This is a genomic window from Halorubrum lacusprofundi ATCC 49239 (assembly GCF_000022205.1).
Classification (GTDB): domain Archaea; phylum Halobacteriota; class Halobacteria; order Halobacteriales; family Haloferacaceae; genus Halorubrum; species Halorubrum lacusprofundi.
The window spans coordinates 1,368,028-1,383,537 of the sequence record NC_012029.1; the positions used below are offsets into that span (position 1 = coordinate 1,368,028).

The 15,510-nt window shown below is 66.1% G+C and carries 19 protein-coding genes, 1 tRNA gene and 2 pseudogenes; 8 read left to right on the forward strand and 14 right to left on the reverse strand.

The window, feature by feature from the left end:
* The first annotated feature begins 75 nt into the window (after window positions 1–75).
* Window positions 76–819 carry a ThuA domain-containing protein gene (locus HLAC_RS06710; protein ID WP_015910086.1) on the forward strand — a complete coding sequence of 248 codons (744 nt, stop codon included), beginning with the start codon at window positions 76–78 and terminating at the stop codon, window positions 817–819.
* Between the two features lie 36 nt (window positions 820–855).
* Here the strand turns inward: HLAC_RS06710 and HLAC_RS06715 are convergent, their stop codons facing one another.
* The 5 genes from HLAC_RS06715 to HLAC_RS06735 all read right to left on the reverse strand — a co-directional run bounded on the left by HLAC_RS06715 (window position 856) and on the right by HLAC_RS06735 (window position 4,940).
* Window positions 856–1,644, reverse strand: a complete 789-nt coding sequence (locus HLAC_RS06715; protein WP_049933376.1) for a PHP domain-containing protein — start codon at window positions 1,642–1,644, stop codon at window positions 856–858.
* An 80-nt stretch (window positions 1,645–1,724) separates the two neighbouring features.
* A complete protein-coding gene (locus HLAC_RS06720) occupies window positions 1,725–2,897 on the reverse strand; it encodes an MFS transporter (protein ID WP_015910088.1) in 1,173 nt (390 codons plus the stop codon).
* 75 nt (window positions 2,898–2,972) lie between these two features.
* On the reverse strand, window positions 2,973–3,539 hold the full coding sequence (locus HLAC_RS06725; RefSeq protein WP_015910089.1) for an MOSC domain-containing protein: 567 nt from the start codon (window positions 3,537–3,539) through the stop codon (window positions 2,973–2,975).
* Window positions 3,536–3,931 (reverse strand): hypothetical protein, encoded by a 396-nt coding sequence (locus tag HLAC_RS06730; RefSeq protein ID WP_015910090.1) that lies wholly within the window; start codon window positions 3,929–3,931, stop codon window positions 3,536–3,538. Before HLAC_RS06730 ends, HLAC_RS06725 begins: the two co-directional genes overlap by 4 nt.
* Window positions 3,932–4,022: 91 nt before the next feature.
* Window positions 4,023–4,940 carry a PLP-dependent cysteine synthase family protein gene (locus HLAC_RS06735; RefSeq protein WP_015910091.1) on the reverse strand — a complete coding sequence of 306 codons (918 nt, stop codon included), beginning with the start codon at window positions 4,938–4,940 and terminating at the stop codon, window positions 4,023–4,025.
* 123 nt (window positions 4,941–5,063) lie between these two features.
* Between HLAC_RS06735 and HLAC_RS06740 the strand changes: the two genes are divergently transcribed.
* From HLAC_RS06740 to HLAC_RS06750, 3 genes and pseudogenes are all read left to right on the forward strand, one after another.
* Entirely contained in the window at window positions 5,064–5,447 is a 384-nt protein-coding gene (locus HLAC_RS06740) for a hypothetical protein (RefSeq protein WP_015910092.1), read from the forward strand.
* A gap of 207 nt (window positions 5,448–5,654) precedes the next feature.
* The gene (locus HLAC_RS06745; RefSeq protein WP_141104762.1) at window positions 5,655–6,197 is read left to right on the forward strand and encodes a hypothetical protein; all 543 of its coding nucleotides are present in this window, start codon (window positions 5,655–5,657) and stop codon (window positions 6,195–6,197) included.
* 69 nt (window positions 6,198–6,266) lie between these two features.
* A pseudogene (locus tag HLAC_RS06750) lies at window positions 6,267–7,042 on the forward strand (SDR family oxidoreductase).
* 64 nt (window positions 7,043–7,106) lie between these two features.
* Here HLAC_RS06750 and HLAC_RS06755 read toward each other — a convergent pair.
* Window positions 7,107–7,883, reverse strand: coding sequence for a hypothetical protein (locus HLAC_RS06755; protein ID WP_015910094.1), 777 nt, complete (start codon window positions 7,881–7,883; stop codon window positions 7,107–7,109).
* Window positions 7,884–8,045: 162 nt separating this feature from the next.
* On the opposite strand from HLAC_RS06755, the gene HLAC_RS06760 reads away from it, so the two are divergent.
* Window positions 8,046–8,492 carry a type IV pilin domain-containing protein gene (locus HLAC_RS06760; RefSeq protein WP_079892095.1) on the forward strand — a complete coding sequence of 149 codons (447 nt, stop codon included), beginning with the start codon at window positions 8,046–8,048 and terminating at the stop codon, window positions 8,490–8,492.
* A gap of 19 nt (window positions 8,493–8,511) precedes the next feature.
* Here HLAC_RS06760 and HLAC_RS06765 read toward each other — a convergent pair whose 3' ends face one another.
* Together HLAC_RS06765 and HLAC_RS19240 are read right to left on the reverse strand one after the other, a co-directional pair.
* Window positions 8,512–8,769 (reverse strand): DUF7386 family protein, encoded by a 258-nt coding sequence (locus tag HLAC_RS06765; protein WP_015910095.1) that lies wholly within the window; start codon window positions 8,767–8,769, stop codon window positions 8,512–8,514.
* 261 nt (window positions 8,770–9,030) lie between these two features.
* Window positions 9,031–9,183 carry a hypothetical protein gene (locus HLAC_RS19240; protein WP_169304921.1) on the reverse strand — a complete coding sequence of 51 codons (153 nt, stop codon included), beginning with the start codon at window positions 9,181–9,183 and terminating at the stop codon, window positions 9,031–9,033.
* Window positions 9,184–9,206: 23 nt separating this feature from the next.
* On the opposite strand from HLAC_RS19240, the gene HLAC_RS19945 reads away from it, so the two are divergent.
* Window positions 9,207–9,458 (forward strand): hypothetical protein, encoded by a 252-nt coding sequence (locus tag HLAC_RS19945; protein WP_049933378.1) that lies wholly within the window; start codon window positions 9,207–9,209, stop codon window positions 9,456–9,458.
* Here the strand turns inward: HLAC_RS19945 and HLAC_RS20070 are convergent.
* The 3 genes and pseudogenes from HLAC_RS20070 to HLAC_RS06780 form a co-directional block, all read right to left on the reverse strand.
* A pseudogene (locus HLAC_RS20070) lies at window positions 9,449–9,535 on the reverse strand (DUF7563 family protein); the annotation flags it as partial. The gene HLAC_RS19945 and the pseudogene HLAC_RS20070 sit on opposite strands and share 10 nt — an antisense overlap.
* Window positions 9,536–9,711: 176 nt before the next feature.
* A tRNA-Ile gene (locus tag HLAC_RS06775) sits at window positions 9,712–9,785 on the reverse strand.
* Between the two features lie 164 nt (window positions 9,786–9,949).
* Complete coding sequence (locus HLAC_RS06780) at window positions 9,950–10,603, reverse strand: FxsA family protein (RefSeq protein WP_049933684.1); 654 nt, start codon at window positions 10,601–10,603, stop codon at window positions 9,950–9,952.
* Window positions 10,604–10,730: 127 nt separating this feature from the next.
* Between HLAC_RS06780 and HLAC_RS06785 the strand changes: the two genes are divergently transcribed.
* Together HLAC_RS06785 and HLAC_RS06790 are read left to right on the forward strand one after the other, a co-directional pair.
* A complete protein-coding gene (locus HLAC_RS06785; RefSeq protein WP_015910097.1) occupies window positions 10,731–11,441 on the forward strand; it encodes a DUF1405 domain-containing protein in 711 nt (236 codons plus the stop codon).
* A 57-nt stretch (window positions 11,442–11,498) separates the two neighbouring features.
* Window positions 11,499–12,545 (forward strand): enolase-like domain-containing protein, encoded by a 1,047-nt coding sequence (locus tag HLAC_RS06790; protein ID WP_015910098.1) that lies wholly within the window; start codon window positions 11,499–11,501, stop codon window positions 12,543–12,545.
* A 33-nt stretch (window positions 12,546–12,578) separates the two neighbouring features.
* Here HLAC_RS06790 and HLAC_RS06795 read toward each other — a convergent pair whose 3' ends face one another.
* From HLAC_RS06795 to HLAC_RS06805, 3 genes are all read right to left on the reverse strand, one after another.
* A complete protein-coding gene (locus HLAC_RS06795) occupies window positions 12,579–12,866 on the reverse strand; it encodes a DUF8066 domain-containing protein (protein ID WP_015910099.1) in 288 nt (95 codons plus the stop codon).
* Window positions 12,867–12,907: 41 nt separating this feature from the next.
* Entirely contained in the window at window positions 12,908–13,291 is a 384-nt protein-coding gene (locus HLAC_RS06800; RefSeq protein WP_015910100.1) for a hypothetical protein, read from the reverse strand.
* A 209-nt stretch (window positions 13,292–13,500) separates the two neighbouring features.
* On the reverse strand, window positions 13,501–15,432 hold the full coding sequence (locus tag HLAC_RS06805; RefSeq protein WP_015910101.1) for an aldehyde ferredoxin oxidoreductase family protein: 1,932 nt from the start codon (window positions 15,430–15,432) through the stop codon (window positions 13,501–13,503).
* Window positions 15,433–15,510 lie beyond the last annotated feature (78 nt).

Genomic DNA, 15,510 nt, shown 5'->3' on the forward strand with positions numbered 1-15,510 from the left:
TACGCATCGACAGCCGACGGTACCGATCCGCCCCGAATACGATCCGCCCAAGTCGGTCCGGCGGGGAGCGGACGCATGGCACGCGTCACGGTCTGGAACGAGTACCGCCACGAACAAGAGAACGACGCGGTCGCCGACGTGTACCCCGACGGGATCCACGCGGTCATCGCGGACGCCCTCCGCGAGGCCGGCCACGAGGTCCGCACTGCGACCCTCGACGAGGGGCCGGATCACGGGCTCATCGAGGCGGTGTTAGACGACACCGACGTGCTCACGTGGTGGGGCCACGCGGCCCACGACGAGGTGCGCGACGAGGTCGTCGAGCGCGTCCGCGAGCGCGTCCTCGACGGGATGGGCCTCTTGGTGCTCCACTCCGCGCACTACTCGAAGATTTTTAAGCGGCTGATGGGCACCAGCTGCTCGCTCAAGTGGCGGGAGGCCGCCGAGACCGAGCGGCTGTGGGCCGTCGAGCCGAGCCACCCGATCGCCGACGGGATCGGCGAGTACATCGAACTGGAGGAGACGGAGATGTACGGCGAGCGGTTCGATATCCCCGCGCCGGACACGCTCGTGTTCAACTCCTGGTTCGCCGGCGGCGAGGTGTTCCGGTCCGGCTGCTGTTACCGTCGCGGCAACGGCCGGGTGTTCTACTTCCGCCCCGGCCACGAGACGTACCCGATCTACCACGACGACGACGTGCGGCAGGTGCTCCGGAACGCGGTCGAGTGGGCGACGCCGGGGGACGGCCCAACGCCCGACTTCGGCAACGCCGATCCGATCGAAGACATCGACATCGACGACGACCGCACAGTCCACTGATCGACCGGTCCCAAAGCGAGACCGCCTGCGCTCCGATTAGTCCTCGGCGAGTTTGTCCAGCCGGACGGGGTCGAGCCCGCGACGGTCCATTTCGGCCTCGATCTCGTCGATACGGGGCGCGATGACGCCCGGCTCGTGGCTGTCGGTACCGACGCTCACCCGGACGCCGGCGTCGACGAGCCGACTGAGGAAGGCGGGCGCCGGATGGAACTCCCCGTAGTCGTCGAGCAGGCGCCCGGCGTTGATCTCCGGGATGGTCCGCGAGTCACGGAAGGCCTCGGCGACCGCCGCATAGTGGTCCGCGGTCGCGAATCCGCGGAGATGCGGGTTACGCTCGACCAAATCCGGATGCGCGGCGATCGCGAACAGCTCGGAATCGATCAGCGCGACCAGCTTCTCGAAGTATCGGTCGACGAGCGCCCGCCGCTCCGAGGCCGGCTTGTCGGCGAAGTGCGAGCGCGTGTGGACGTTCGCACCGTCGAGTTCGTGAACGCTCCCGATCGCGTAGTCGAACCCCGCCTCGGCGAGGAAGTCGGCGATCGCCGCCTCGTGGTCGGGGTCGTAGTCCATCTCCACGGCGTCGAACACGTCGATTCCGACGTCGGGGTCCGCGCGGAGCCGCTCGATCGCCTCGCGCCGTCGCTCGTAGGTCAGATCGAGATTGAAGCCGAACGTCCGCTTGAACCGCTCTGCGGCCGGATCGGGAGAGACGTTGCAGTGGTCGGTGATCCCCACTCCGTCGAGTCCCGCGTCGGTGGCGGCGTCCACCATCCGGCTGAGGAACGCGCCGTCCGAGTAGTTCGTGTGAACGTGGTAATCGTACACACTCCGAGTTCGTTCCGGATCGACTCGTAGTTTTGGGTCGGCGGGAATCGCGCGCCGCGTCATCCTGTTCCCGCGTCGCGTCAGTACCCCGTCCCGAGCGCCCAGTTCACCACGAGCACGGCGAACGTGACTCCGAACAGCACCGCCAGAATCGCGAAGGAGACGCCCCAGCCGAACAGGTCCGCCGCGAGCCCGACGCCGACGGAGCCCGCGGAACCGATCACGGTGTAAACCGTCCGGATGAGCCCGAACCCGGCGCCGCGCTCTGCGTCGCTAAGCGCGTCCATGAACCGCGGATCGATCGCCGAAAAGAAGCTCGCGCCGGAGCCGGCCAGTAGCACCGCGACCGCGACGCCGGCGGTCCCGGGACCGAGAACGAAGGCGGCGGTGCCGACCGCGCCTGCGAGCATCGCCGCGCCGATAGTGACGTCGCGGCCCGCGCGGTCGGAGAGGCGCCCGAGCCCCACCTGCGCGACGGCGCGGACGACGAAGAACGCGGAGAAGACGCCGGCAGCGACCGACGGCGAGTATCCGCGGAACTCGACGAGGAACGTCGGGAGAAACGACATCACGCCCTGCACCACGTACGTGCCGACCATCGCGACGAACAACGGGAGGAGGACGCTCGGGCGCGAGAGGAGTTCGACGAGTGGCGCGAGCGCGAACCGCTCCCGCATCGGCTGGTCGGGACGCCGGGGCTCAGTCGGGCGGACACGCCACGCGAACAGCAGGAACACCGGCGCGCCGACCAGTGCGGCCAGCGCGACCGCGGGGCGCCAGCCGTACCGGAACCCGACCCACGCGGCGGCGACGGGCGCCACGAGCCCGGCGAGCGGCCCGCCCACGGAGTGAAGCCCGAACGCCGTCCCGATGTCGTCGAAGGTCCGGGAGAGCAGCGTCGTCGCCACCGCGTAGTGGAGCCCGGCGACGAGCCCGAGACACACCGCCGCCAGCACGAACGCGGGGAACACGGGCGCGAGCGCGAGCACGACGCTCATCGCCGTCGTCCCGCCGACGGCGACGAGGATGACGCGCCGCTCGCCGTACCGGTCCGCGAGCACGCCGCTCGGGAACTGGGCGGCGCCGTACGCCAGCCACATCCCGGAGAGCGCGACCCCGATCGCGGTGTTCGACACCGTGAAGTCGTCGACGATCAGCGGGACGACGGGGCTGATCGCCAGCCGAGCGAAGTACGTCACCAGGAACGCGAGCATACACAGCGACAGCACCGTGTGGCGGTACTGCCAGCTCATCCGACCGTCACTGGCGACTTGTCGGTCCGGTCTGGGCTCAACGCTTTCGGTTCCGGACATCACCGCGAGCGGCGGTCACTCTCCGTGCGAATCGGAGCGGTGGTGGTCGTCGGATGCGCGCGCCCGCAGCCGGTCCGCGATCGCGGCGCCCGCGGTCCGGGGGTCGGCATCGCGAATCGCGACTCGGTTGCCGACCGCGACGCGGCCGGGTTCGATCACGTCACAGCAGAGCCCACCGCGCTCTGTCAGCGCAGACGCGAGTCCTTCTTCGCCCGCCAGCGACTCGACGTGCGCGCAGGGCGGTCGCCGGCGGGTCGGCCGGAGGAGCGCGTCGCCGACCGCGACGGTCGCATCCAGCAACTCGTCTAGGCCCGTTCCGAACCCCTCCACGACGACGTTCCGTCGATGGCGACCGTCGGAGACGTCGATTCCGGTCTCCTCGCGCACCGCGTCGAGCGCCTCCACGGCGACGAGCGTGACCGCGCAGGCGTCGAGCTGGAAGGTCCCCTCGCCGAGCTGGTAGCGATCGCCCGCGACCCCTCCGGGACGGATCTCGACGGCGTCCCGCAGTTCGGGCGGTGCGCCGCTCTCGGGGGCAGTGACGAGGCTCCGGACCGTGCCGACCGCGGCGTCGTCCGTCATGGAGGGCCTCCGAGCAGGGACGGATCGCCCGGTTTCAGCCACTCGCGGTGCGCGTAGTAGACGATCGCGACCGGCGGGGCGATCAGTGCGACGACCGCGTACAGCCATTTAAAAAGGCCGAAGTCGGCGATCCCCCGCTCGGCGAGCGAGAGCGCGTCGAGCAGAATTGCGGCGGTCGCGAGCGGCGCGAGGAGGTAGCCGTGTGCGAACCCCACGGCGGCGCCCGCCGGGGTGCCGGCCGAGAGCAACGCCCAGTCGATCGCGTAGAGGACGGTCCACCCGCCGGTGGCAACGGCGAGGACGAGGAGCCACGGGCCGTCGAACCGACGGGCAGGCGGCTCGGCGGCCGACCCGTCAGGGTCGTCGTCGGAGGCTGCGGCGTGCGTGCTCACGGTCGAACTGAGGACGCGACGGTACTCAACGTTCGGGTCGCAGGCGAGTCGGTGGCGGCTCGCGGGCGGTTCGTGGGGGAGCGCCGGCCGCCTACTCGTCGAAGGTGCCGGCGGTGAGGTAGCGCTCGCCGCTGTCCCAGAAGACGGTGACGACGAGCGGCTCGTCACCGACGAACGTATCCGACTCACGGAGCTCGGCGGCGGCGTTTTTGGCCGCGAGGTTGGAGGCACCGGAGGACTGGCCGACGAGCAGTCCTTCCTCGCGCGCGAGCCGGCGGCACTCGGCCTCGGCGTCCTCGATGTCGACGGTATGGACGTGGTCGAGCAGGTCCGTGTCGAGGTTCGGCGAGACGAACCCCGGTCCCATCCCCTGGAAATCGTCGATTCCGGGCTCGCCGCCGGAGAGGACGGCGTTGTCGCTCGGCTCGACCGCGTCGATCCGCACGTCGGGGAACGCCTCGCGGAGCCGGCGCCCGATTCCGGTAAGGGTGCCGCCGGTGCCGACGCCCGCGACGAAGGCGTCGACGGTGCGGTCGTCCACCTGATCGAGGATCTCCGGTCCGGTTGTCTCGTAGTGGGCCTGCGGGTTAGCGGGATTCTCGAACTGGCGGAGCTGGACCATCCCCGCGTCGCGTTCGAGCGCGTCGGCGCGGTCCTTGGCCTCGGAGATGTCGCCGTCGACGAGCTCCACGTCGGCGCCGTACGCGTGCATGAGCCGCCGGCGTTCGATCGACTTGCCCTCGGGCATCACCAGCGTCACGTCGTACCCCTTCACCGCGCCGACCATCGCCAGCCCGATCCCCGTGTTGCCGGAGGTGGGCTCGACGATCCCGTCGCCGGGCGTCAGGTCGCCGGCCTCCTCGGCGGCCTCGACCATGTACAGCGCCGGGCGGTCCTTCGCGGAGCCGCCCGGATTGCGCGACTCGACTTTCGCCGCCACCGTCGTCTCGGTCGGAGCGTCGACCCGCACGAGCGGCGAGCCGAGCGTGTCCAACACGTCCTCGTCCATGGACGACCCAGGGGTGCGCCACTCAAATGCCCGACGGACTCCGGCAAGCCGCGTTCGGCGGGAGCCTGCCCAGTGGTTGCCACCGACGCGGCGTTTACAAGCGTCGCCGGCGTACGATCGGGTATGACACTCGAAACGCTCGATCCCGACGCCGCCGACGCCACCGAGTTCGACCCGGCCGTACTCGACGCGCTCGCGGCCGACGACTACCGATTCAAGGTGTGGGGCGGCGACTGGTGTGGCGACTGTCAGCGACAGCTCCCGGCGTTCGGCGCGGCGCTCGCCGCGGCCGGCGTCCCCGACGACCGGATCGAAGACTTCCCGGTGACGAAGGGACCGAACGGCAAGGAGGGCGAGGGCGTCGACGAGTACGAGATCGAACTGATCCCGACCGTCGTCGTCGAGACCGCAGACGGCGAGGAGGTCGCGCGGTTCGTCGAGGAGGCAGACGTGTCGATCGCCGAGTACCTCGCGGGCGAGCTTGCGGGCATAGAAGTGAACGCTTGAGGACGAGGTGGTGAAGTCGAGTTTAACGGGGGAGGAGTCATTGCCAACGGGTGGCGTGCGAGCGCAGTGCGCCACAGGCAAGCGGTAGTTTAAAAATGGATGCTTCGTGCTTCCAGTGTACATGCACACAACAGGTGGCGGGACAGGGACCGCCAGCATTGTTCTTAGCACACGAGAAAGTCAATCTCTTGAAACCGGGTGTCGGGCGTGAGCGACGATCGGAAGCAACTCACCCCCACCCAGCAGGCGATTCTCTATAAGAAAGGTGCGAATCCGAACTGGCAGAACACCGAGATTGCGAACGCGGTGGGCTGTTCGGACTCACACGTCTCTGACACCCTCAACCGCTGGTCGCCCGACGAGATGGACGAGGACGGAACCGTTCCCGGCCAGTCGACGATCAGCCTCGGCTCGTTGATCTTCGGGTCCGTTGAGGACGTCGACCGCGACAGCCCCGCACCGTTTTCGGTCGGCTTTGGAGTCGTCGCAATCGGGATCGGACTCTGGGTCTGGTGGATCCTCGTACTGATGAATCCTGGCGAGTTCTCGGAGACGATCGGGAACGCGGTCATGTTCACGTCGCTCTTCTGGCTGCTCGTGTTCCCCGTCGGGGTGTTCCTCGACTCGTGGGTACTCCATCGCGTCGACGCTGCGTGGCGACCGAACCGAATCGTGTGGCCGTCGATCGCATTTTTCGTCCCCGTCATCGGAGCATCCATGTACGCGCTGTACCGGCTTTCGCGTGCATGAGATGATGACTTCGCGTAGTTCGTGTGCCATGCTACCATAAGAATTTGTCAATTGAGCGTGAAGTATAGGATCGTGGCGCTACTAACAGACAAGACGGCAGTTATCACGGGAACAGCGAGCGGGGTCGGACGAGCGATCGCCGAGCTATTCTCCGACCACGGTGCGGCGGTTGTGGTGGCAGACATACGGTCCGAGCCTCGGGAAGGCGGAGAGCCCACACACGAACGAATCAACGACCAAGGCGGTGATGCGACGTTTGTCGAGTGTGACGTGACGAGCTACGACGACTGCGTCACAGCAGTCGAGGCAGCCGAGGAGTTCGGTGGGATCGACGTGATGGTGAACAACGCGGGGATCGTCGGGCCACAAACACCTCTCGTTGAGCTCGATTCGACGAGTACCAGACGCTCATGGACGTCAACCTCAGCGGCGTCTTCCACGGCTCGAAAGCCGCGGCCATCGAGATGATCGAGCAAGGAGACGGTGGAAGTATCATCAACATGTCGAGCGTCGCCGGGATGCAAGGGTACGGTGGTATCACGTCGTACTCGACGTCGAAAGGTGGCGTTCGTCTGTTTACTTACGCCCTGGCGAGCGAACTCGGCCCCGATGGGCTCAGGGTAAACGTAGTCCACCCGGGTGTGATCGAGACTGCGATGACGACCGAGGATTCACCGACCGTGGGGACTGAAGAGGGCGAACAACTCAAGCAGACGATTCCTCTCCGCCGGTTCGGTAAGCCTGAAGACGTCGCTGGCGTCTGCGGATTCCTCGCTAGTGACCTCGCGTCGTACGTCACTGCAGAGTCCATCGTCGTCGACGGCGGCGACCTGAACAGCGCGTGACCCTGGTCGCAAGTGAGTGTTGAGGCTTTGACCAAGACCGTTCCATCTAGCCCAGACGGAGCGGTTACTCGACGCCGAGCTCTCGCGCGGCGTCAGCCGAGATCGTGATCCCGGTGTCCGACGCGGTAACCCGCTCGTCGAGCACGTCGGCGAGCACGTCCTGTAGCTCCTCGATGAAGGAACCCGGGCGGTCGACTTGGACTCGGGTCGTCGATTTCCCCTTGTAGTTCAGCCCACGGTGACGGATGTAGATCTGCGCGAACGACCGCCGGACCGGGCGCGGCACCTCCCATACGACCGCTGGGATCCGGTCGAGCGTCGTCTTCACGCCGGTCGGAGCACCCATCGTGACGAGACACCGACCGAGGATCGTCCCGTTGCAGGTGGGCACGATCTCGGTCGCGCGGCCGGAATTGTCGTCGTTGCGAGTGCGGGTCTCGACGCCGACGCGCTCGAAGGCGCGGCGGATCTCCGCCGCGCTCACCCGTTCACCCGGCGTCACTGCGGGGACGTAGCTCTTCGCGGCGATGCTCCCGCCCGCGAGGACGTGCGCGAGCAGCTCGACGAGCGCGGCGGCGGTCTCGCTGTCAGGGTCGGGATCGAGCCAGCCGTGATCGATCGCCGTGTTGATCGCTCGGACCGGGTCGGGGATCATGTCTTCGAGCCACCCACGGATGCGTTCGTTTGGGAGGTCGAGGGCGTTGCCGACGCGCACTCGACCGGCGTTCGGATGCTCGGCGGCATAGTCGAGGACGCGACGGTGGTCGAGGACCTTCTCCCACGGGTCCGGATACACGCGATCGCTGTAGGTCCGGGCGAGGGCCTGAGCCGTGGGTTGCATTATCACTCATTATACATCAGCGGATTTGACCTTGTGCACCTAATTTTCACCGCTGATATTCATGCCAGTAACTACATAAGCCAGTCCTACTTAGTGAACAATAACCAGCTAACCGATCGGAACGGAGAGCCCGTTTCATCGGTGGAGCGCTGGGTTCAAACTATGAAACCAAGCAACCTGTTCAATTCGGACGACCGTGCAGTGAGTCCCGTTATCGGAGTCATACTCATGGTCGCAATCACCGTGATTCTGGCCGCCGTCATCGGGACGTTCGTCCTCGGTCTTGGCGACCAGTTAGGCGACAGTGCACCGCAGGCATCATTCTCGACGGACAACGTGTCGGGATCTACCAACGGTCTGACGTTCGATGTTACCAAAACTGGCGGCCAAGCACTTGACCCCAGTAACATTATAGTTGCCGTGGATGGGCAAAGATACGGAACTGTCGCAGATAACACTAGCATTACAGATCCATGGCAAACGGGGGTTTCGGGTACCTTCACGGATCTCACCGGCAATGATTACAGTGGCTCTCATTCAATCGATGTCAGCCTAATCCACGAACCGAGTGGAAATGCAGTCTTCCAGACTACGCTAACAACTAACTAGATCAGTAACAAACGTTTTTTCAACGCCAACGGCTCGTCACTTGAGTTCGGTATCTCAGCCCTATTATATCGGTATTGAACTGCTGAATTGTGGCCGGATCTAACTCCTCACGAGCGTCGTGAATATTCTCTTCTGATTGAATTAGGTGAGCGAGCGCGACATCGATCACCACGCTCATCGGCGGATCGTCTTCGGGGCCGCTCGACACGATCTCGCTCGCCTTTTCGATCTGGTGCTCGCGGTCGTCGGTGAGTTTGAGGCTGATACGACGGCTCATTCATTACCCTCCGTATGCACGGGGGCGCGATTCCGTCGATCTCGACCGACTGACTCAGCTCTGCTCTTATAGTCCCACCGTTGACGACGGCGGGAGGCACCAAGCGGCTCGAAAGCCCGCCCGATTTGATGCACCTTCCGCGCCCGTCATCCACGGCGAAGTGCATAGATCGCGGATCGTAAATACATCCGCGTCGGATCCCACGGGGTCGCGTCGAGCACGCTGTGGCTCGTGAAGATCGCGGCGGCCTCTCCGTACCGATCACGCATCGGTATCACCCAGCAAGTAGGTTTGAACGCAGTAGGGCCGCGAGCAGCCGGCGATCTTGCCGATCTCGTCGAAAGTGAGATCGGTTTGCTCTCGAAGACGAACGATCACCAGGTGTCGATCGATCGTCGCCGGATCGTCGTTCACGCCAATCCCCTCTGTTCGGCGTCATGCTTTCAACGAAGGTGGGCGGCGTCAACGACGTGGGCGCGTGGGTCGTGGGTCGGATCGTACAGCTCGGAAGCCCGAACGAACGGCGTCGTCCTGACAGCCCTCCGTTCCACGGCTCGCCGGCGTTGCGGGCGGGGCTCGTCTGCGGGTCCGGCGTCGGAACGTCCTTCCCGGCCGCGCTTCCCTCACAGATCCGCACCCACGAGCCACACTCGGGGCAACGGTGGGCGCGATCGTCGGCGTCGCCGTGAACCCGACCGAATCCCGGCGGGAGGTGGGCGTCACACTGGAGGCAGTTGCTCCGGCTACTGTGAGATCGGAGCAACATCACGTCGACACCACCTCGGCTAACGCAGATCGGGGGACGGTGGTGATTACTGGCTTACTTCTTGCCCGGACAAGACACGCTAGCGGTGCCTCTTGAGGTGTAGAATACCGAAATTGGGTGGCTGGGGAGTCCCAGCCCACCAATCCCGCACGGCCAGAGGCCGTGCGCGCAGTAGGTGGGCCAACACGGATTTGAACCGTGGACCTCCCGGTTATCAGCCGAGCGCTCAACCTGACTGAGCTATTGGCCCAGGTGAGCGCATTTATTCGTTGCGCTGGTAGGATTTTAAGGGTTTCCTTTCGCGATTCGCCCGCCGTCAGTCGGTTTTCGGTTGCCTCAGAAACAGATCGAGTCGGTAACGGATCGCGTCGGAAGCGACTCACGGTGAGGCGAGAGCGCGTAGAAGGCGGAGCCTCAGTCGCTCCGGTCCGTCTCCTCGTCTTCGACCGTGAAGTCCACGTCGACGACATCGTCCGCGTGGTCCGCGTCGTCGAAGCGGTCGCCGTCGGAATCGTCACCGGGGGAGTTCCCGCCGGCGACTTCGTCATCGCTGCCGAACCCGTCACCGTTACCGAAGTTGCCGCCACCGAATCCGCCGCCCATCGTGAATCCGGCACCGGCGCCGTTTCCGTCGCCGTCGCCGTTCCCGGGGAATCCGCCGATATACACGTTTCCGGTGGTGAACCCGTTGGTCTCGCTGTCGAGGTACGGGATCACGACGTACTTCTTGAGAGCCATGCGGATCGGGACCCGCGAGAGCGGGAGCGCGAGCAGGAACCCGACCGCGTCGGTGACGAGTCCCGGCGTGAGCAGGAACGCGCCGGCGGCGATAAGGAGGCCGCCGTCGAGCAGTTCATCGGTCGGGGGCTCGCCGCGAGCCAGCTTTCGCTGGACCCGTGCGAGCGTCGCGCGCCCCTCGGCGCGGAGGAGAAGCATCCCGAGGACGGCCGTCAACACGACGAGCGCGACCGTGATCGCCCATCCCAGCCGCGTCGCGACGACGATCAGGAACAGCGCGTCCACGAGGGGGACGACGAGGAGCAGCGCGAGCAGCGTTCGCGGGCGCATACCGTCGTCTTTCCGCCGGGGACCCATAGCCCTTTTCGTCCGGTGCTTCGAGTCCGTCCGTCTGCAGTCGTCCACCTCACCGCCCCGCGACCGCCACGGCTTTGACCGGGCGGGGTGAGCCGACCGTATGAACATCGTCGATGCGCTCGGCCGCGACCCGCCGGACCGCGAGTCGCTGCCGCGGTGGCTCGCCCCGCTCCCGAAGGCGCTGGAGGATATCGCCTTCCGGTTCGTTTGGGTCATCGTCGCCATCAACCTCCTCGGTACCGCGTTCGGCTTCTGGTACTACCGGTTCCAGTTCCGCGAGCTTCCGGTCGAGATGTGGGCGTTCATCCCCGACAGCCCGGGCGCGACGCTGCTGATCGCGCTGGCGCTCGCGGCATGGGCCCTCGGCCGGTCGAGCGACACGCTCGCGACGCTCGCCTTCTTCGGAAACGTCAAGCTCGGGCTCTGGACCCCGTACGTGCTCGTCGTCTTCTACCCGGCGTTCCTCGCGAACTCGGGGCCCGCGATGTACGCGTTCCTCCTCGTGAGTCACCTCGGGATGGTCGTGCAGGCGTTCGTCCTCCACCGGATCACCGACTTCCCGCTGAAGGCGGTCGGGATCGCGACCGCGTGGTACACGGTCGACCTGCTGATGGACTACTTCGTCCCCGTGATCGGCGAGGTGACCCACACATCGATCCCCTACCTCGATACCGAGCCGTGGTTCACGACGACCGTGTTGCAGGTCGCGGCGGCCGGCGCCGTCGCGCTCACCGTGATCCCGCTGTTCTGGGCGCTCGCGACGCGGGTCGCCACGCTCCAAATCCGGCTCGATCGCGGCGATGGCGCCTGATCGCAGCCCCGTCGACTGCGTCTTCCGTTTAAGTTCCCACGGACCGTCAGGTGCGCCATGAGCGCGTACGAGCAGATTTCGGACCTACCGATGACGATCGAGTCGGTGGAGCGCCGCCGGTACACCGAGAAAACGACCAGCGGGTTCGATCGGACGACCACCGAGTTCCGCCTGGCCGGCGACGGCGTCATCGGCCGCGGCGAAGACGTGACCTACGAGACCGAGGACCACGCCGCGCTCGTCGGGACCGACCCGATCGACGTCGAGGGCGAGTGGACCATCGACGAACTGTCGGCGCGTCTCGACGAGATCGACCTGTTCGCGCACAAGCCGCCGGAACAGGCGTACTTCCGCAACTACCGCCGGTGGGCGGTCGAGAGCGCCGCCCTCGACCTCGCGCTCCGCCAGCGCGGGGAATCGCTCGGCGAGTGCCTCGGTCGCGAGCCCGAGCCGGTCCGGTTCGTCGTCTCGACGCGACTGGGGGAGCCACCGACGACGGACCGCGTCGAGGAACTGCTCGCGCTCGACGACGAGTTGGAGTTCAAGCTCGATCCGACGCCCGACTGGCCGGAAGAAGCGTTCACAACCCTTAGAGAGACCGGCGCGGTACGGATCCTCGATCTGAAGGGCTGGTACGAGGGTACCGACGTCGATGTCGAGGCCGACCCGGAACTGTACCGCGACGTGTTCGCCGCGTTCCCGGCCGAAATCGTGGAGGACGCCGCCTTCACGCCCGAGACCCGACCACTCGTCGAGCCGCAGGCCGACCGGCTCTCCTTCGACTACCCGATCGACGGCGTCGAGAGCCTCGAATCGCTCCCGGTCGAGCCGGGGTGGTGTAACATCAAACCATCCAGATTCGGTACTCTCGAATCGCTGTTCGAGACGATAGCGTACTGCGAGGAGCGCGGCATCGAACTGTACGGCGGCGGCCAGTTCGAACTCGCCAGTGGGCGGACCGCGATCCAGACGCTCGCCGCGCTCTTCTACCCCGACGGGCCGAACGACGTGGCTCCCCGCGAGTTCAACGACCCCGAGTCGTCGCCGCCGTACCCGATGAGCCCGATCAGGCCCGATCGCGACGCCGTCGGCTTCGAGTTCTAGGTGGGAGGCGGACCAATTTACGGGACACTCTCGCTACCGCTCGCGTTCTGTGATCCGGGCCGACGATTGCGACGCCTCGTCGGCCTCGCGCTCTCGGGTGTCGGCGATCCGCTGAGCCGCGTCGGCGAGCGCGTCAAGCGCGGCGAACAACCGGTAGCTGAGGTACAGGCCGACCGACAGCCCGACGGCAACGATAACACCGAGGAGGATCTGCGCGACGATCACGAGCGAGTACACGAACGCGAGGAAGGAGACGACGGCCACCGTCGCCCCGACCGGTGTTCGGAGGGCTTCGGAGGGAGAGAGCGGGTCGTGCGTCATACGCAGCGCTACCGGCGCGCATCACTTAAAAATGGCCGGCGCTACTCCGCGTAGATCGTGTCGCAGGTCGGCTCCAGTCCCACCCCACCGTCGGGGAGGAGGTACACGTCGACGCCGCCCGCCGATCGGGTTCCCTGCTCCTCGCAGTTCGGGTTCGGCCACTCGCGCTCGATCGGATCGCGGTCGTCGACCGTCACGACGACCGCCGTCGGCGTCCCGGTGAACGGCTCGGTCCCCTCTCGGACGCGGTCGCCGTCGATCTCGAAGGTCCGGCGGTACAGTGCGTCGGCGTCGGCGTTCTCGATCCGGACTGAGAGCGTGTGGGCGGTGTCTCGGCGGTTATAAATCTCGACCTCGTGCGCGAGTTCTTCCGAGCCGGGGAGATCCGCGCAGCCAGCAAACCCGCTCGCCGCGGCGGCACACACCGTGCCGAGGAGGGATCGACGGGACTGGCCAGACGGGGATCGACGGGACTGAGACTGGCCAGACGGGGATCGACGGGACTGAGACTGGCCAGACAGCGATCGATGGGACAGCGAACGGGGAGCCGGATTCGGGGACATACGCAGGCGGTGCGCGCGGCTCCGTAATACTGGTTGCGGTCCAAAAAAATCCGACTGCGGGCAGTGAGCGTTCAGTCGTCGGCGGGGGCTGCGGAGTCGCCGGCGGAGACACCGGTACCGGGGCCGATGTCGATGCCGAGCGCCTCGAGCTTCTCGTCCGGGACGACGCCGTCGACCCAGCCGCGGGTCTCGTAGTACTCCGCCTTCATCTCGTCGAGCTCTGCGAGCTCGCCCTCGCTGGCGCCCGTGCCGGGGATGGCGTCCGGGTGCCCGTCGATGAAGCGGTTCGGCAGCGTGTCGTCCGCGCCGTCGAAGCCGACGAGGTTGTTGTAGTAGCGTTCGAGGTTGTACACGCGCTCGCCGGCCTCGAACAGCTCGTCCTCGGTGACGTCGCGACCGGTCATGCCGTTGTACTGGAGCACGTACTCTTCGATCCCCTCCGCGAACGCGCTGAACTTGCAGATGTCGAAGGAGTCGGAGACGGCGTGTAGGTTCTGGAAGGTGGCGGTGAGCTCGCCCTTACCCTCCCACTCGTACGGATCGACCTTCTCCGGAATGCCGAGGATCTCGGCGGCCGGCGTGTAGCCGCGCAGGTGGCAGGCACCGCGGTTGGAGGTCGCGTACGCGATCCCCATGCCCTTCATGCAGCGCGGGTCGTAGGCGGCCATCGTCTGGCCCTTCACGGAGAGCTTGTTGCCGTGAGCATCCTTCGCGTCGGCGATGCGCTCGGGCCCTTCCGCGAGGAGGTCGCCGAGGTCCGACGATCGGTGACCGATCTCCTCGATGAGGTCGATCATCGTCTCGGAGTCGCCCCAGTCGAGGTGGCCGACGCCGTCGAGTTTGCCTTCTTCGCTCATCTCCATCGCCATCGCCATCATGTTGCCGGCCTCGATGGTGTCGATGCCGAGGTCGTTACAGCGCTGGAGCATCAGCGCGATCTCGTCGCGGTCGGAGTGCCCGGAGTTCGGGCCGAGCGCCCACGCGGACTCGTACTCGTACGACTCCGTGCGGACGTTCATCTCATCGCCCTTGTGGGTGACGTCGACCTCGACCTCTTTCTTACACGCGACCGGACAGGAGTGACACGTCGGCTCGTCGACGAGGATGTTCTCGCGGACGTTCTCGCCGGAGACGCGCTCGGCGTCAGTGTCGACGCCCTCCGCGTCGCGGTACGCCTCCGTCGAGGTGTACTTCGCGTTCTTCGCCGGGAGCCCATCCATTTCCTCGGTCGCGTTCATCAGGACGTTGGTACCGTACATCGAGAGCCCACCCTCGTTGGGCGCGGTCACGTCGGACTCGCGAATGACCTCCATCGCCTGCTGGTAGCCCTCCTGGAACGTCTCCGGATCGGCGGGCTTCGGCATGTCGGTGCCGCTCTTCACGACGACCGCCTTCACGTTCTTCGAGCCCATCACGGCACCCGTGCCGCCGCGGCCCGACGCGCGGTCGTCTTCGTTGATGACGCAGCCGTAGCGAACCTCGTTCTCGCCTCCCTGTCCGATCGCCATCACGGAGACGTTTCGACCGACCTTCCCGTCGACCTCTTCACCGATCTGGTCGATCGTGTCGTGGACGCCCTGCCCCCAGAGGTGGGAGGCGTCGCGTACCTCGACGTCGCCGTCCTCGACGAGCAGATACACCGGCTCGTCGCTCTCGCCGTCCAGCAGGAGTCCGTCGAGCCCGGCCCATTTGAGCCGTGCTCCGGACCAGCCGCCGTGGTGCGAATCGGTGACCGTCCCCGTCAGCGGTGACTTCGTCACCAGCGCGATCCGACCGCTCATCACGGTCTGGGTCCCCGTGAGGGGGCCCGTCATGAACGCGAGTCGGTTGTCCGGCCCCAGCGGATCGACGTCCGGGCCGGCGTCGAAGACGTACTTGACGCCAAGCCCGCGCGCGCCGATGTACTTCTCCGCGTCCTCCTCGTCGATTCCTCGGTAGTCGACCGCTCCGTCCCCGAGATCGACCTGTGCAACTCGGTCTCTGTAGCCACCCATTTCAGTCATGTAATGCTCGTTCATTATAGAGGGACCACAGTGTGTTAGTTGTTCACCTCTTCGCGAAACAAGTATCGGTTACATTGA

Excerpts from the sequence above, each read along its gene's own strand:
- HLAC_RS06710 (WP_015910086.1), top strand. The coding sequence starts at position 76 with ATGGCACGCGTCACGGTCTGGAACGAGTACCGCCACGAACAAGAGAAC.
- HLAC_RS06720 (WP_015910088.1), bottom strand. The coding sequence starts at position 2,897 with ATGAGCTGGCAGTACCGCCACACGGTGCTGTCGCTGTGTATGCTCGCG.
- HLAC_RS06725 (WP_015910089.1), bottom strand. The coding sequence starts at position 3,539 with ATGACGGACGACGCCGCGGTCGGCACGGTCCGGAGCCTCGTCACTGCC.
- HLAC_RS06735 (WP_015910091.1), bottom strand. The coding sequence starts at position 4,940 with ATGGACGAGGACGTGTTGGACACGCTCGGCTCGCCGCTCGTGCGGGTC.
- HLAC_RS06740 (WP_015910092.1), top strand. The coding sequence starts at position 5,064 with ATGACACTCGAAACGCTCGATCCCGACGCCGCCGACGCCACCGAGTTC.
- HLAC_RS06755 (WP_015910094.1), bottom strand. The coding sequence starts at position 7,883 with ATGCAACCCACGGCTCAGGCCCTCGCCCGGACCTACAGCGATCGCGTG.
- HLAC_RS06760 (WP_079892095.1), top strand. The coding sequence starts at position 8,046 with ATGAAACCAAGCAACCTGTTCAATTCGGACGACCGTGCAGTGAGTCCC.
- HLAC_RS06765 (WP_015910095.1), bottom strand. The coding sequence starts at position 8,769 with ATGAGCCGTCGTATCAGCCTCAAACTCACCGACGACCGCGAGCACCAG.
- HLAC_RS19945 (WP_049933378.1), top strand. The coding sequence starts at position 9,207 with ATGCTTTCAACGAAGGTGGGCGGCGTCAACGACGTGGGCGCGTGGGTC.
- HLAC_RS06780 (WP_049933684.1), bottom strand. The coding sequence starts at position 10,603 with ATGCGCCCGCGAACGCTGCTCGCGCTGCTCCTCGTCGTCCCCCTCGTG.
- HLAC_RS06785 (WP_015910097.1), top strand. The coding sequence starts at position 10,731 with ATGAACATCGTCGATGCGCTCGGCCGCGACCCGCCGGACCGCGAGTCG.
- HLAC_RS06790 (WP_015910098.1), top strand. The coding sequence starts at position 11,499 with ATGAGCGCGTACGAGCAGATTTCGGACCTACCGATGACGATCGAGTCG.
- HLAC_RS06795 (WP_015910099.1), bottom strand. The coding sequence starts at position 12,866 with ATGACGCACGACCCGCTCTCTCCCTCCGAAGCCCTCCGAACACCGGTC.
- HLAC_RS06805 (WP_015910101.1), bottom strand. The coding sequence starts at position 15,432 with ATGACTGAAATGGGTGGCTACAGAGACCGAGTTGCACAGGTCGATCTC.